11 protein-coding genes are annotated in these 14,563 nt (G+C 47.3%); 2 read left to right on the forward strand and 9 right to left on the reverse strand.

Annotated elements, in window-relative coordinates:
- Nucleotides 1–287: 287 nt before the first annotated feature.
- Nucleotides 288–1,610, reverse strand: a complete 1,323-nt coding sequence (locus AOT11_RS19900) for an amidohydrolase (RefSeq protein WP_017421686.1) — start codon at nucleotides 1,608–1,610, stop codon at nucleotides 288–290.
- 85 nt (nucleotides 1,611–1,695) lie between these two features.
- Here AOT11_RS19900 and AOT11_RS19905 point away from each other — a divergent pair, with 85 nt between their 5' ends.
- Entirely contained in the window at nucleotides 1,696–2,631 is a 936-nt protein-coding gene (locus AOT11_RS19905) for a LysR family transcriptional regulator (protein ID WP_017428814.1), read from the forward strand.
- A gap of 41 nt (nucleotides 2,632–2,672) precedes the next feature.
- On the opposite strand, the gene AOT11_RS19910 is transcribed toward AOT11_RS19905, so the two are convergent.
- From AOT11_RS19910 to AOT11_RS19945, 8 genes are all read right to left on the reverse strand, one after another.
- Nucleotides 2,673–3,893, reverse strand: coding sequence for a carbohydrate porin (locus tag AOT11_RS19910; RefSeq protein WP_017421688.1), 1,221 nt, complete (start codon nucleotides 3,891–3,893; stop codon nucleotides 2,673–2,675).
- A 56-nt stretch (nucleotides 3,894–3,949) separates the two neighbouring features.
- Complete coding sequence (locus tag AOT11_RS19915; protein ID WP_223848378.1) at nucleotides 3,950–4,390, reverse strand: acyltransferase; 441 nt, start codon at nucleotides 4,388–4,390, stop codon at nucleotides 3,950–3,952.
- Between the two features lie 402 nt (nucleotides 4,391–4,792).
- Complete coding sequence (locus tag AOT11_RS19920; protein ID WP_017421690.1) at nucleotides 4,793–5,596, reverse strand: hypothetical protein; 804 nt, start codon at nucleotides 5,594–5,596, stop codon at nucleotides 4,793–4,795.
- A gap of 388 nt (nucleotides 5,597–5,984) precedes the next feature.
- The gene (locus tag AOT11_RS19925) at nucleotides 5,985–6,875 is read right to left on the reverse strand and encodes a LysR family transcriptional regulator (protein WP_017421691.1); all 891 of its coding nucleotides are present in this window, start codon (nucleotides 6,873–6,875) and stop codon (nucleotides 5,985–5,987) included.
- 154 nt (nucleotides 6,876–7,029) lie between these two features.
- Entirely contained in the window at nucleotides 7,030–8,394 is a 1,365-nt protein-coding gene (locus tag AOT11_RS19930; RefSeq protein WP_017421692.1) for a serine hydrolase domain-containing protein, read from the reverse strand.
- Between the two features lie 176 nt (nucleotides 8,395–8,570).
- Complete coding sequence (gene fadA, locus AOT11_RS19935) at nucleotides 8,571–9,731, reverse strand: acetyl-CoA C-acyltransferase FadA (protein WP_017421693.1); 1,161 nt, start codon at nucleotides 9,729–9,731, stop codon at nucleotides 8,571–8,573.
- 14 nt (nucleotides 9,732–9,745) lie between these two features.
- Complete coding sequence (fadB, locus tag AOT11_RS19940) at nucleotides 9,746–11,902, reverse strand: fatty acid oxidation complex subunit alpha FadB (RefSeq protein WP_017421694.1); 2,157 nt, start codon at nucleotides 11,900–11,902, stop codon at nucleotides 9,746–9,748.
- 12 nt (nucleotides 11,903–11,914) lie between these two features.
- Entirely contained in the window at nucleotides 11,915–13,222 is a 1,308-nt protein-coding gene (locus tag AOT11_RS19945) for an acetyl-CoA hydrolase/transferase family protein (protein WP_017421695.1), read from the reverse strand.
- A gap of 233 nt (nucleotides 13,223–13,455) precedes the next feature.
- On the opposite strand from AOT11_RS19945, the gene AOT11_RS19950 reads away from it, so the two are divergent.
- Complete coding sequence (locus AOT11_RS19950; protein WP_017421696.1) at nucleotides 13,456–14,484, forward strand: helix-turn-helix domain-containing protein; 1,029 nt, start codon at nucleotides 13,456–13,458, stop codon at nucleotides 14,482–14,484.
- Nucleotides 14,485–14,563: the final 79 nt, after the last annotated feature.

Below are 14,563 nucleotides of genomic sequence, written 5' to 3' on the forward strand. Positions count from 1 at the left end.
AGGTGTAAAACGGAGCTCAACTGAGCTCCGTTTTTTTGTGCGTGATATTTCGTTGTCATTGCGGTTGGAACGTAAAGCCGATGGCTCGGTGAGGGGAGTAGACGTCGGGAAGATGGCAAAAAGTTGCTTTATTGCTTGAGTAACTAGATAGGGTGACAGAATCAATGGAAGGTCAAACAACAAGGTTTTTTTGACTAGGCAGGGGGGCGTTGAAAGGAAGAAGAAGCTTATAGAAGATGCAAAAAAAGGTGCGTCCGTGCACCCTACATTTTATTAGTGAGGTAACACTATTTTTCCATGATCTTAAGGATGATGTCTGACGCCACTTTGGTTCCTTTACCGATCGCGTCAAGGTCGACTTGGTAGTCAGGGTTGTGGTTCATAAACGGGAAATGCTGACCATTCTTATGTGCTCGCTCAACCAGCTTAGGCTCTGCTGAACCAACGGCTAGGTAAGACACTTTTACCCCTGGAATATGGTCAACTAAAGTTGTTGCGTCATCCGATGCTGGTGCTTGGAACTGAGGCACGACTTTGTTGACATAATCAGCGTCACGCAGCTCTTTCTGAATCAGACTCGTCAGTTCTGGATCGTTAACCATGGCCGCAGCGAAGCCTTTGTAGGTGATCGTCGGCAGGTCTTCTTCCGTCACGCCGTTTGAGCGAGCGATGTTGTTAACGATGTTGGTGATGGACTCGTGCATCTGCTTGCGAACTTCGTTGTCTGAAAAGTGAAGCTTGAGCTTTAGTGTTGCTTCTTCAGGAATCACGTTGTTGTCGACGCCCGCTTGCACTGAACCAACGGTTAATACCGAAACATCCGTTGGATCTATGTGACGTGAAACCACGGTTTGCAGTTGAACAATCGCTTGTCCAGCCATGAGCACTGGATCTTTTGCTAAATGCGGAGAAGAACCATGGCCACCAACACCGTGGAAAGTGACGTCAATATGATCAGAGCCGGTACTTACCCGACCTGGTGAGGCCAGTACCGTACCCGTTGCAAATGGGAAGGTATGCATCGCGATGAAGTAATCTGGCTCAGGTACGCCATGAGTGGTGTACATGCCATCTTGCACCATAGACTGTGCGCCTTCAATCGGCTCCTCTGCAGGCTGAGCAACCAATACCAGCGTGCCTTGCCACTCAGATTTCATTTCGGCCATCACTTTGGCTAAACCGATCAGCCAGGTGGTGTGTGCGTCATGACCACACATGTGCGAGACGTACGTTTCCTCTCCGTCTAGGTTGGTGACTTTAACGTTGCTGGCATAAGGCAGTCCGGTTTCTTCTTTGACCGCGTTGGCATCCATATCGGCGCGGAACATTACAACCGGGCCTGGCCCATTTTCTAAGATTCCCACCACGCCCGTTTTACCAATGCCTGTCTTTACCTCAAAGCCGAGTTTGGTCAGTTCATCGGCTACCACTCCCGCAGTGCGGTATTCCATGAACCCTAGCCCTGGGTTAGCATGCAGGTCTTTGTAAATTTCTTGCAGACGCTCGGTTTTGCTATCGACAAACTGGGTCATTTCAATAGATGAGGCATTAACTGTTGTCGCGAGTGCCATTGTAACGGCAAGCACTGAAGCTTTTCGAAGAATTTTCATTGTCTTATTCACCTTATTTAAGTGTTGTTTGATAGGTTTTGTTATCTTTCGTGTTGATATTAAGATGGATTGAGAAATCAAAGAAATGCATAATGATAGGGAAGTGCGTACATTTTTGCTGGGGGCGACGATGTTTACTCTTGAACAAATCCATTGTTTTAATCAGGTCTTCGTGACGAACTCTTACAGTCAGGCTGGCAAAGTGTTGGGTAAGACACGTACAACGGTTAGAGAGCAGATCGTGGCGTTAGAAGATTCTACTGGGCTAGCTTTGTTTGAACTTGAAGGTAAGCGATTAACGCCGACCAAAGCCGCAAAAGCCATTTATGAGCGCACAGTGCTTTTGGGCAAGCATGCTAGAGATTTGCAGGAAACGCTTCTGTCACTGCATGATTCGACATTAACGGAGCTGGTTATTTGCCATGACCCTTTGGTGCCTATGAACTTGCTTACTCGCCTCCATGCCGCCATATCGAGTCAATTTCCGCACCTAAATGTCCAGTTTCTTGATCGTGTGCGAGAAAACGCGTTTGTTGAGGTAAAACAAGCAAGGGCGCAAATCGCTTTGATGGCGAGTGAAAACCTGATAGCGACATCCCACGAGTTGGATGTCATCAATCTAGGAACGATGCGATTTTCAGCTTACCTATCAAAACAGCACCCATTGGCGCAGGCGAAGTCTGTTAGCCTCAATGATCTGCGCTTGGTAAAACAATATATGACAGAGAGCGCTGCAAATGGGGGGTTGGGGGCTTATCCCATGTCGGTAAACAAGCAAATTGTTACCGATACCAACCTGTTATTAGAAATGGCCGCACAAGATGGCTGGACCATTATTCCGGAATGGTTGGCAAAATCTCACGCGTCACAAAAAGGACTCATTAAACTTAAGCTTGAAGAAGTTCTCCAGTCACAATCACATAATGTGTGTGCGTTTTTTCCTAATCATTATCGCAGTAATGAGCAGTTACGCGAGATTGCCAATATTGTAGGTCAAGTCGGCAAAAACAACCTGAGTTAAAATAACGCTCCATCGTGTTTGATGGAGCGTTTTGTCGATGATTAAAAGCGAATATTGGTGCGAAGACCTGCCAACCACGCTTTATCTTGTGTATTGAGCGCTGAAGTGACGTATTGAACATCAGCGGTTACTGTTAACCAAGGTACTGGCTCATAAGCATAATAAGCCTCAAACCCTTGTTCATTGCGCAGTTTGTAAGGAGTAGGTAATGCATTGATGCTGTCTTGTAGATCGTCAGACAAATCGTAGTAGTAATAACCTAAGCCCCAAGTATCCATCGGGCGATCGAAGAACAGTGCTTTACCGCCGAGTCCGCCTGCGAAGGTCGCGTTAAAGACATTCGGGTTGCCATCAGCCAGTGAACCGCGCAGGTGCAAGCCCCAAGATTCCGCCGGATTACCCTCTCGCTCAACTAAATTGTGCGATAGTTGGAAACGTGCGTTGTATTTATATTGTGCAGTCGCCTCGAAGTTTAAATCTGGTGTCAGTGAGCTAAAGTCTGCGCCTTTCTCAGTGCTGTAAGCATAGTTAACTGACAGCAGAGTTTGACGGTCAAACAGCTTGGTAAAGTGCACAAAGCCTAAGCTAGCACTGACGCCATCATCAAACAGACCTTTAGCATTCAAGTTTTCGGTGTAGCGATCTCTTGGGTCGAACACCATCGCGTTCCAAAGGGTGTTGCCAACTCTGTGATTCGCAATGACCCCGACAAACGAAGGCGGTACTACGCCACTTGGTGGCGCAGTAAACGCCAAGTTCATAAAGCCATGACGTGTGCCACCACCATAGAAACTGGCTGGGCGCATCATCTCAATCGCATCAAACTTACCGACCATAAGTTGGGTCGAAGGGCTAATCTGATGGCTGTAACTGAAACTCGTTACCATCACTGAATCATCATGGGCGAACAGTGTTGAATTTGGGCTGGAAATCTGTACAAGACCAAACTCATTCGCCTTACCACTGCTGGCAACCACTTGCGTGTTGAGCTTGCCCTCTTGCCAAAGACCAAGTGCCTCAAAATCAAACTGGGTAAATAGATCAAAACGGTGAGAGGTGTTTGAGCGGTCGTTTGGTGTCGAATTAAGCGGTGTTTGATAGACGTTAGTGTACTCCGCGTTCACGATGATTCCGGAGTCGGCAAGATCGGTTCTTACACCGCTCCAATCTTGACTGAGTGTGTTGTCAAAGGTCGAATTAGCGACAGCGTTATAGTTGGCAAATATCGCTGTTAGCGCGAAAGCGATCGGTGAGCGTTTCATAAAAGTTCTCTGTGGTTGCGGTATGGGTTTACGTGCTTTAAGCCGTTTCTGGCCTTTCAAGGTTGCAGTTGAACAAATTGCAAGCGATGCTGACATGCAAACTGTGCGCGATAGGCGTCAATTGCTTCACTGAGGTTGAGCAGACCTTTTCGGTATGCGGTTGCAATGTGGAGGCCATTGCCTTCGGTGAGTTGGGTTGGCTGAGAGACCATTTGTCGGTTCTTAAGGTAAGAAAACAGCAGATGCATTTTCTCTTCATCTTGGCAAGATAGAGGTTCTTCATGGTTAAGCAGATAAGTCGCAATTTTACGAGCTTGCTCAAGTAGTAGATTGAACTGGCCATAGCGCTCAAGGTTGACTACAACGGATAAGCGTTCAACCAATTCAAGCGCTTGTTGAATGTGTCTGACTTCGACTCGCTGCTGTTCAAGCGTATCTGAGATCAACTGCTCGACAAGTTCGATAATACGGTGTTTCTCTTTTGGGAAAATTTTCACTGTGTTGTCCCTAACATGAGCAATAATTTCCTGAAATAGTGTGACAAAATCTGTCAGTTCAGGGTGTTTTATGATCATGGTTTTTGTATTGCCTGTTGGATTAATAATGCTTGCCGGAGTTGTGCGAGAACAATGATGCTCAACGCTCGGACAGTAAGGTGTAAACATGGTTTAGCTCGGTCTGGCTCAACTCTCTTTCAAAAATGGCTGGGCTCACACAGTGGTGAATCAGCCGAGAAAATGCAATTGGTGCTGATAGCACAACAATAAAAACGACTAAAATGGCGACATGGGCATGGAGCATATCTGAACGTGCCTTATGGTGGAGAAAGAGCGTGGCCCCAAAATAAGAGCAGCGTGTTGTATAGTGTTCTTATTAGAGCCACTCTCTTTTGCCTCTAACTAGAAGAACCACTTCATGCCGATTTCGACACGTAGCTCAGGGTCGTTATCAATCGCAGTACCGTCTGGTAGTACTACATCAGCTGAGCCGTATTCAAAACGCGTCATTAACCATTGAGTACGATCCGAGCGAGTGGGTGCGCTAATAAAGAAGCTCATCTTGCTTGATTCCATCGATACCACATCGCCTTCGGCTTTGAAGTACTCTGGAGAGAACTGAATGAAGCTGCCCGAATCACCAATCTCTTTGGTCAGGAACATGTTTAACATGTAACCATCAGCACTTTGACCAAAAACTTTACCTGTTGTGTAAGCAACGTTAGGGAACACTTTGGCACCAAAGGTGTAGGCAGGGTTAATAAGACCGATCACACCCGCTGAAAACAGAGTCGTATCTTTTAAACCAGAATCTTTAGCCGTACCTGCTTCGCCGTTTTGGTGGATCAAATCTGTTGAGAAGCCGACACGTGGCATTAGGTGGTTGTCTAGCGCGTGAACTTGGAAGTACTGCGCGCGACCTTTCTGGTAGTCGGTGCCCAGTTTATGCTTTCCATCAATTTTCGCGTTGTCGTTGCCAAATGTGCCTTCGGCAAAGCCAGCAAATTGAATATCGTCTGACCATGCGCCCGTCATCATTCCCGACATGCGAACGTCGGCATTGGAATCTAGGAAGACAGCCGCTTGGGTATAAACGCGTGTTAAGTCAGAAGGGTTAATTACTTCACTCTGTTGCTCTTGTTCCGAAGCAATGGCAGTGCCGGAAAATGCTAAGAGTAACGCAGTGCTAAGCGTTGCTTTTTTCATGATTTCACCTTGTATCAAGACTGGTCAAACATCCCTTCTGTGAGTAGAGGTGCGTCCCTGCATAGCTTTTTATTGGTTTTTGGAGATAGTACGAACTGAATAAAGTAACGATTGAACATCGCTTTACCTTACGTCGATCAGTGGTACTGAAACCATGGGTATTTAACCAAGACGACATGTCTTTAGCTTGGCATTTTAGGTCACTAGGTTAGCCAGCTAGGACAATGGGTAAATTGTTGATGCAGGTCATCCTTTCTGATGGCGGCAGTTTGCAATGCAGGCAAAGATATTAAGCAAAGTTGAGAAATGCTGGTGAAGAATGCGACTAAAAGAGAGATAGGAGGTTGTTGTGGTATGAAAAAGCCGGCTGAGTAGGCCGGCAGTTGATTCACGCTAAGTACGGATGAGCATGTCGATTAAAGCGATCCAGCGCAAAGCTAATTTCATCTCTGTTTTTGCTGGTTAAGCCAAAAAATAGACAAACACCTCGCATATAATTGCGTGTTGCTTCGTTCAAGGTAAGTTGTCGGAGAACGCCTTGCTCAACTAAGGGGGCTGCTAATGAACAGGACAAGGCAATCCAGCCGCCTTGTGTGAGCAGAGCGCTAGCAAGGCTGAGTGAACTGACTTTTTCAATCGTGTTTGAAACGCGAAAGCACCCCAAGTCACCTTCTTTCGTGTGGGGCAGTTCATACTGGGTTTCGAGCCTGAGTTGCTCAATTGACACGATATCTTGTTCGGCAAGCGGAGAGTCTGGGCTGACATAGGCACCAAGGGCTAGGTTGCCAATATAGTGTGTGTCAATTCGAGCTTGAGTTCTGGGTGAGTCTTCGGTGGCCATGATTGCTATGTGGCATTCGCTCTTTTCAAGGCAATCATAAGCGTGCTCTCTTGACGCGCAGATAATATCAATCATCAGTTGAGGGTACTGCTGCTTAATCTCCAGAATGGCAGAACTCATCCAGCCACTTGGGATCTGGTCATCATGCATGACGATCAGTTTTTCTAGTGGCTCATCGAGCAGGGAGAAAGCGGTGAGCTCAAAATCTTTGGCTTGTTTGCTTAAGTTGGTTGCCCGAGAGATGAGCTGGTGGGCTGCATCGGTGGGCTTTGCTTTTCGCCCTTCAATTTGAAACAACTCTACCCCGACAATGTCTTCTAAGGTCACCACTTGCTCCCTTATTGTGCTGCGCTCCTTGTTTGCTGCGCGTGCCGCTGCACTGTATGAGCCATGCTGGTAAACCAGAGTAAACGCGTGAATCTGTTCAATAGAGATCATAGAGAAACCTTGTCGAGGTATTTTTGTATAAGATACTGGTTTCTTTGGTCATTGTCATGGCTACAACTCAGACTAAAAGGGGCTCAAAGGATCCGGAAAAAAAGCCTAAACGTTTCCGCCTAGGCTTTGGTCTTATCCCGATAAATGTATGTGCTTACTTTGCGTTATCTAATTGCTCAGCTACTTTGCGGAAGTATGCCGGTGCTTTGATCTCACCGTATGGTGGCACATAAGGTGTTGCTCCGAAGTAAACGGCAGCAAAGTCACGCGATGGATCGACGTAGATACCTTGGCCAGAGTTACCGTGTTTGTACATCGCACCGTCTTCAAAGATGAAGTCGAACTGGTAAGCACCTTTTACAGGTTTCTCGCCAAATAGACCCACAGCCTGACCTTCTTTACGGCCGCCTACAAATGCGTCTGCGCTGCCTGCTGAGCGAATACGGTCAAGTAGTTTAGGTGTAACGACTTGCTCGTGTGCCACTTTGTCCCAGCTTGGTGTGTACATGGTGGCGTACTTAGCAAAGTCTTCCAGTGTAGACGAGATAATTGCTAGGTTTAGTGGTGTGCCGTCTGGCGTTAGGTGAACTTGTAGCGGCATACGCGCACCTAGTTTGCCCCAAATGCGCTCTTCAGCAACGTCAGTCCAGCGTTTGTTGGTCACGTTTTGAATCACTTGACCCAGTACGTGTGTATTCAGTGAAGAGTAACGGAAGCGATCGCCCGGCTTTTCGTTTTCTAGCGGTTTTACATCTTTTAATACGTCACGCCATGTTTCACCTGTTTCGCAACGTTCAGTCGTGCCAAGTGCAGAGCTGATGAAGCGCACGAATACGCCTTCTGGATCGAGAATTGACGTGTTGTTCTCTTCGTGGTCAAGGCCTGCAGTATGGTTAACTAAGTCAAGGATAGTCACTTTATCCCATGCTGTGCCTTTGAGCTCAGGGACGTATTTGGTCGTTGAAGCGCTCATGTCGAGCTTGCCTTCTTCAGCTAGCATGGCTGTGATAAGGCCTGTAAGCGTCTTTGATGATGACATCCAGATGTGAGAATCGGTTGGTTTCATACCTGGGTAAGCTTCGTATACCACTTCACCTTTGTGGATCATCATTACGCCTTGGTGGCGGAAGGTTGGATGTACGAAGTAGTCATCCATTTTCAGGTCACCTTCGCTGTCTGTTTTGACCGTGATGTTACCGATTTCGTTGTTGATATTACGTGCCAATATTTTTTGCTCTGCCGCTGGATTAACATTATCAGTGCGCATCACAGTGCTGAAGTTGGTCATGTAATAAAGTGCATGGTCGCCACCCATTTGCGCATGGAAGCTTTCAAAGCTGTCGTAGGCGCCCTGAACGAAATCTAGATCAAAAGACTGTTTTGCTGCAGTCACAGGCAAGTTAACCGACGCACCTGGTGCATTAAGGTACTTAGCCAGTGGGTGTTCCGCTGGTACATTGGCGTGAACAGAAGCTGATGCAAGTGCGAATGTTAGCGTGGTTAAGGCAAATTTTTTCATCATTTTCCCCAAGGGTTGTTATAGGAACAGAATGTTTGTTTCGTTGACCATAATAGCGATTCTAGCGAGGCAAAAAACTCAATTATGTAGGGGATGACCATCCAAACTAGCTGGCGGTAAAAAAAAGAGCTCTGGGTAGGACAGAGCTCTTTGACTTAGGCTGACTTTAATTTTCGTTATTCAATACGTTCAATGATGGTCGCGATACCTTGACCCATGCCAATACACATGGTCGCAAGTCCGTAGCGTCCGCCACGTTGTTCCATGATATTGATCAGAGAGCCGACAATACGTGCGCCTGAACATCCAAGAGGGTGCCCCAACGAAATAGCGCCACCATGGAGGTTAACTTTGTCATCACGCTGCTCCCACAAGCCAAGATCCTTCAAACAAGGAATCGCTTGAGCGGCAAATGCTTCGTTAACTTCAGCAAAGTCGATTTGGTCAATGCTGAGTTCGGCTTTCTTCAGCGCTTTTTGTGTCGCTGGCACTGGGCCGTAACCCATGATCGCTGCAGGAACACCTGCACTGGTAGCAGCAATGACGCGTGCTCTTGCTTTCAGACCGAGTTCGATGGCTTTTTCTTCGCTCATCACGAGTAGACATGACGCGCCATCAGACAGTGCCGATGAGGTACCAGCCGTTACTGTGCCGCGAGGGTCAAACACCGGGCGAAGCGTCGCAAGTGATTCTGCTGTCGTTTCTGGTCGAATCACTTCATCGTGTTGGACTAGAGTAGGTAAACCCGCCGCATCATGACCCATTGTTGGGACGATCTCGTTATCAAAGCGACCTTCAAGGGTAGCTTGATGAGCCAGACGATGAGAGCGAGCGCCTAGCTCATCTTGTTCTTCACGAGACACGTTGTGCATCTTGCCAAGGGCTTCTGCTGTCAGTCCCATCATTGCTGATGCTTGCGCCATATTGCGGTTGTATGGGTTCATGCTGATGCCTTTGGTCATCGGCACGTGACCCATGTGCTCAACACCGCCGACAAGGACCACATCTGAGTCGCCCGCTTTAATAGCGCGGGTTGCCATGTGCAGTGCATCCATCGATGAACCACATAGTCGGTTGACGGTTGTCGCTGGCACGGTTTCCGGAAGGCCCGCTTGCAGAGCAGCAACACGAGCTAGGTTAGCACCTTGCTCCTCAGTTTGTTGCACACAACCCCAAATCACATCGTCGATCAGTGTCGCATCAAGGTTCGGTTGACGCTCAATCATGCTTTTCATTAGGTGTGCAGACAGGTCGTCAGCACGGACGTGGCGAAAAACACCATTCTTTGATTTACCCATAGGAGTACGGATAGCATCAACAATCACTACATTTTTCATTTTAAATCTCCTAATTAGGCGTAAAAGCTTTGGTTGTTATTCGCACGTTCAAGCAGACCTTGAGGTATCGCGTAAAGTGAACCCAGTGCTTCGTATTTCTGCGCGAGTTCGACTAAGTTATCGAGGCCAAGAGTGTCCATGTAGTAGAAAATGCCGCCGCGGAATGGCGGGAAGCCTGTGCCATAAACAAACGCGATATCGCCTTCTTGAGGAGAGCTGATAATGCCTTCATCTAAACAGCGAATTGCTTCAAACATCATTGGCAGCATCATGCGCAAAGTCACATCTTCATCGCTAAATACCGCAGGAGCAGCACATTCGCTATCAAGTAGCACTTGGGTGTCAATGCTGAGTGATGGCTGTAAACGACCTCTACGATCTTTTTGGTAGCTATAGAAGCCGTGTTCCGATTTCTGGCCTAGCTGCCCACGCCCACATAGCATTTCAATCAGGTTGACTTGAGGTTTACCTAGACGAGCAGGGAAGGCTTCATCCATCACATCCATGCAGTGTTTCGCCGTATCAAGACCGATAACATCCGCAAGGTGCGCAGGCCCCATCGGCCAACCAAAGCCTTTGCTCATGACTTTGTCTGCCTGAGCGATGCTGCCGCCATCAACTAACAGTTGGTTGAACGCGAGGAAGTAAGGGGTTAAACAGCGGTTGACTAAGAAACCGGCACAATCGTTGACCACAACCGGCACTTTGCCTAATTGCAGAACATAGTTAACCGCTTTGGCGATGGTTTCTTTTGAGGTTTTTTCGCCACGAATCACTTCCACTAGCGGCATACGGTGTACCGGGTTGAAGAAGTGGATACCACAGAAGTTTTCAGGCTTTTTCAGTGCCTGGGCTAAACCGCTGATCATCAGCGTCGATGTGTTTGATGCGATGATGGCGTTCGGTGCTGTCTCTTCAAGTTGAGCCAGTACTTTCTCTTTCACCATTGGGTTTTCAACCACCGCTTCGATGATCATATCGGTGTCTGCCAGTGTCGCGTCGTGCAGAGTCGGCACGATGCGATTTAGCACATTGCCCATCTCGCGCGGGGTTTTCTTCTTACGTTCAACTTGCTTGGTTAGAAGGTTGTTTGCTTCTGATAGACCTAGGTCGAGCCCTTGCTTGTTGATGTCTTTCATCACCACATCAATGCCACGGTCAGCACTGACATAAGCAATGCCGCCCCCCATGATGCCTGCGCCGATCACGCCGACTTGCGCTGTTTTGCTCACTTCAGACTGTTCAGCGTGCTTTTTCGCTGCCGCTTTTACCGCCATATCGCTTAAGAACACATTCACCAGCGCATCGGCCACGCCGCTTTCTGCACAAGCGACGATGCCTTTTGCTTCGACTTTTAGCGCTTCATCACGAGTACAACGCGCAGCGTTAAATACGGTATCAAGGATAATCCCTGGAGCAGGGTAGTGAGGACCTGCCGCTTTTGCCACCATACCTCGCGCGACATTAATCGACATCGCCAGTTCTAGATCGTTCACTGGAAGTGCTTGACGCTTTTCTGCTTGACGCGCTTGCCAATTCAGTTCACCACGCTGTGCACGTTCGATGACGCGCAGCGCTTGCTCAACTGGGTTATCTTGGCTTGGATCAATGATGCCATCAACCACATGGTCGCTTAGTGCTTTTTCGGCTGAGAAGTTTTTGCCCGTGGTTAGCCAACCCAGAGCAGTATCAACGCCAACAATACGTGGAAGACGCGTAACGCCACCCCAACCCGGCATAATGCCAAGCTTCACTTCTGGCAAACTGATTTTCGCGTCGGCCGTTGCCAAGCGGTAGTCAGCCAATAGAGACAGTTCGACACCGCCACCCGCTGCTACGCCATTGATGATGGCCACTTTAGGGCAATCGAGATCTTCAACACGGTTGTAGATAGAGTGTACCCAGTCAAGGAACGGTGTGATCGCTGCGTCACCGTCTTTAAATAGGCTACGAAACGCTTTAACGTCTGCACCAGCACTAAATAGAGCTTTGCCAGAACGAATGATTAAGCCTTGTGGCTTTTCTTCCTCAAGTCGAGTAATACAGGCTTCCAGCTCAATTAGCGCAGCGTTACGTAGGGTATTCACCGGATCTTTTTCAGCGTTAAAAACCAGTTCAACCGCCTGATTGTCGCCCAGGGTGTTTAGGGTGAAGAATTGACCTTTGTACATAATATGGGCTCCTTATTTAGCCAAACCAAGTTTTGTTGCTTGCTTTAGAAGCTCATCTCTAAACTCTGGGTGAGCAATGTTGATGAGGGCTTTGACACGTTGTGGGGTGGTTAAACCACGTAGGTCAGCTGCACCGTATTCGGTGACAACAACTTGTGTGTCGTTGCGAGGCGTGGTGATCGGTGTACCTGTCGGCAGTGCGATACGAATGTTTGACTCAAGGCCTTCTTTGCCATCACGAGTTGAAGATAGGGCAAGAATGCTCACGCCACCTTTAGACATGCCCGCCGCACGAACGAAGTCAAGCTGACCGCCAGAGCCAGAAATTTGAGAGAAGCCCACACCTTCAGACGCCACTTGACCAACCACATCGACCATCACACAGGTGTTGATTGATACGAAGTTGTCGTTTTTGGCGACTTCATAAGCGTCGACCACATCGGCCATGCCACCCATTTCAATTGCGTCGTTGTTGTGCAGGAAGTCCATCACTTCTTGAGGACCAGCGGCAAACGCAGTCACAATTTTGTTTGGCTTGTAGTTTTTCAGCTTGCCACTCACCGCACCTGCTTTACACATTTCCATTAGAGATTCGGTAAACATTTCAGTGTGAATTCCGAGATCTTGGTGGTTACGTAGTGCCATGCCCATAGCGTTGGAGATGGTGCCAATACCGATTTGCACTGTCATGCCATTTTCAATGAATGGACTAACGTGCTGTGCGATTTGTTGTTCAAGTTCACTTGGCTCGCCCGCTTTTGGCATGGCAATACTGTGGTGACCTTCGACAACAAAATCTGCGTAGTCAATGTGAACAAGGTTGTCTTTGTTGCCAATAAATGGTTGTTGGTCGTTAACCACAAAAAGGACTTTTTTCGCGTACTTCAGCGCTTCTTTGCTGCCCACACCGCCACAAGCACCAAGACTTACATAACCGTCTGAATTTGGTGGCGTCACCTCAATGATGACTGTGTTTGGTTTTAGCGCAGCAAACGTCTGTTTGAAGTTAGAGAAGTGGAAGTTCATCACTTCAATGTTACCGCCATGCTGGCATTTACGCTCAAGTGGGCCCATGAAAAGGCTGATGTGTTTGAAGTTCTCTTTATATTGAGGTTTTAGGAATTCGTATGGGTAAGTCATTAGGCCTGTGTAAAGCTCACAGCCGTGGAATTGAGTTAGGTGTTTGTCTAACTCTTGAAGGAAGATAACTGGCATCGACAACAAGCCACCAGCCCAAATTTTATCGCCCGATTCAATTTTGCCTACTGCCGACTCTAATGAGATTATTTTTTCGGCGAATTTATTTTTCCAGTCAGTCATAGTGACGCTCTCTGTTTTCGCATATTGAACCATTCGACCTCGACTTCTCAACCGTGAAAATGTCCGATGTATCGTGTCCAATGTGATTTATGTAGGGAAGAAAGTCCGTTTCACTGCATACAGCTTACTCTGTTGATGGAGGTCAATATTTGGCTTTTTAAGACAGCTAGTATGCAAGTTGAGACAGTGTCAACCTTTGTGTATTGAGTCACAAATTTAGGGTGTTAAGTGATATGAATCATAAAAAATCCGTTTTTGACAACGCGCTTTCAGTTCATGCTGGCTGGCTAAAGCTATTGAAACCGATAGGTGAAGAGTCTCTAATAGAAGCGATTCGCTGTAATGAAGAAGGTAGGGTTAATGTGCAAGATTTGCGCTCCTTGCTTTATCAAGCTTACGAGCAAAATGAGACACCAATCATGTTGGCTCACATTGCCGATACGGTAGAGTCATTGACGTTTGGCAGCTTTTCGACTGCGTTATGGACGGCGCGAGATCTTGATAGCTTGTTGAGTGTGTTACAAGAATACGTGATTGTATTAAGTGCGCCTGTTCGACTCGTCTATAAGCGAGATCGCCAAGGCAATGCTGAGCTCTGGGTTCTGGATACGGAGTCGCTGGGAAACGATTCAAAAGTCAGTTACCTTGGGATTACTTTGTTTATCGCCGTGGTGATCAAAATCATTCACAAGGTGCTGAGTGATACCAAAGTCACGCTCGATGTTTGTTTAATTGAGCATCGCTATAGTGAGAAGGAAAATGCGTTACTAGAACAGGTAATGCACTGTACCGTTAAGGAAGGGGCACCTATTCGTAAACTGGTTATTCCCAAGCGTTTTCTCCATATTCCTCTCACTGATAGTGACAAGAACCTTCATTTCTCTTGTGTGAATTTATTGCGAGAAGAAGCGGAGCGCCTGAAAAAAGATGACTTGATTCTTCAGATTTATCATTTCCTCAATCAGCAGAGTCACTTAGTTGATATTAATGGCCGTGCCATCGCCGACGCGCTGAATATGAATTTACGCACCCTAAATCGACATCTTTCACAGCAAAACACCAGTTATCGAGGGGTGGTCGAAAAGTACAAGCTTGAAAAAGCGCTACATCTACTTGATGCCGGAAAAGTCAATATGACCGAAATTGCCTACCAACTTGGCTTTTCAGATTTGAGCACTTTTTCGCGTGCGTTTAAAAGGTGGACGGGCGTATCGCCAATGTCTATAAGGCAAGACACTAGGGTAAAAGGTTCCCTAATATGATGCATGTCAAAAAAACTCTGGATGTCTTGAAAGGTTAATGAGATGTCCTGTTTTGCCAAGTAATGAGCGTTGAGGGTTG

This window comes from Vibrio vulnificus NBRC 15645 = ATCC 27562 (assembly GCF_002224265.1).
Classification (GTDB): domain Bacteria; phylum Pseudomonadota; class Gammaproteobacteria; order Enterobacterales; family Vibrionaceae; genus Vibrio; species Vibrio vulnificus.

Coding starts and splice junctions, on each gene's coding strand:
- AOT11_RS19900 (WP_017421686.1), bottom strand. CDS start 1,610: ATGAAAATTCTTCGAAAAGCTTCAGTGCTTGCCGTTACAATGGCACTC.
- AOT11_RS19905 (WP_017428814.1), top strand. CDS start 1,696: ATGCATAATGATAGGGAAGTGCGTACATTTTTGCTGGGGGCGACGATG.
- AOT11_RS19910 (WP_017421688.1), bottom strand. CDS start 3,893: ATGAAACGCTCACCGATCGCTTTCGCGCTAACAGCGATATTTGCCAAC.
- AOT11_RS19920 (WP_017421690.1), bottom strand. CDS start 5,596: ATGAAAAAAGCAACGCTTAGCACTGCGTTACTCTTAGCATTTTCCGGC.
- AOT11_RS19925 (WP_017421691.1), bottom strand. CDS start 6,875: ATGATCTCTATTGAACAGATTCACGCGTTTACTCTGGTTTACCAGCAT.
- AOT11_RS19930 (WP_017421692.1), bottom strand. CDS start 8,394: ATGAAAAAATTTGCCTTAACCACGCTAACATTCGCACTTGCATCAGCT.
- fadA (WP_017421693.1), bottom strand. CDS start 9,731: ATGAAAAATGTAGTGATTGTTGATGCTATCCGTACTCCTATGGGTAAA.
- fadB (WP_017421694.1), bottom strand. CDS start 11,902: ATGTACAAAGGTCAATTCTTCACCCTAAACACCCTGGGCGACAATCAG.
- AOT11_RS19945 (WP_017421695.1), bottom strand. CDS start 13,222: ATGACTGACTGGAAAAATAAATTCGCCGAAAAAATAATCTCATTAGAG.
- AOT11_RS19950 (WP_017421696.1), top strand. CDS start 13,456: ATGAATCATAAAAAATCCGTTTTTGACAACGCGCTTTCAGTTCATGCT.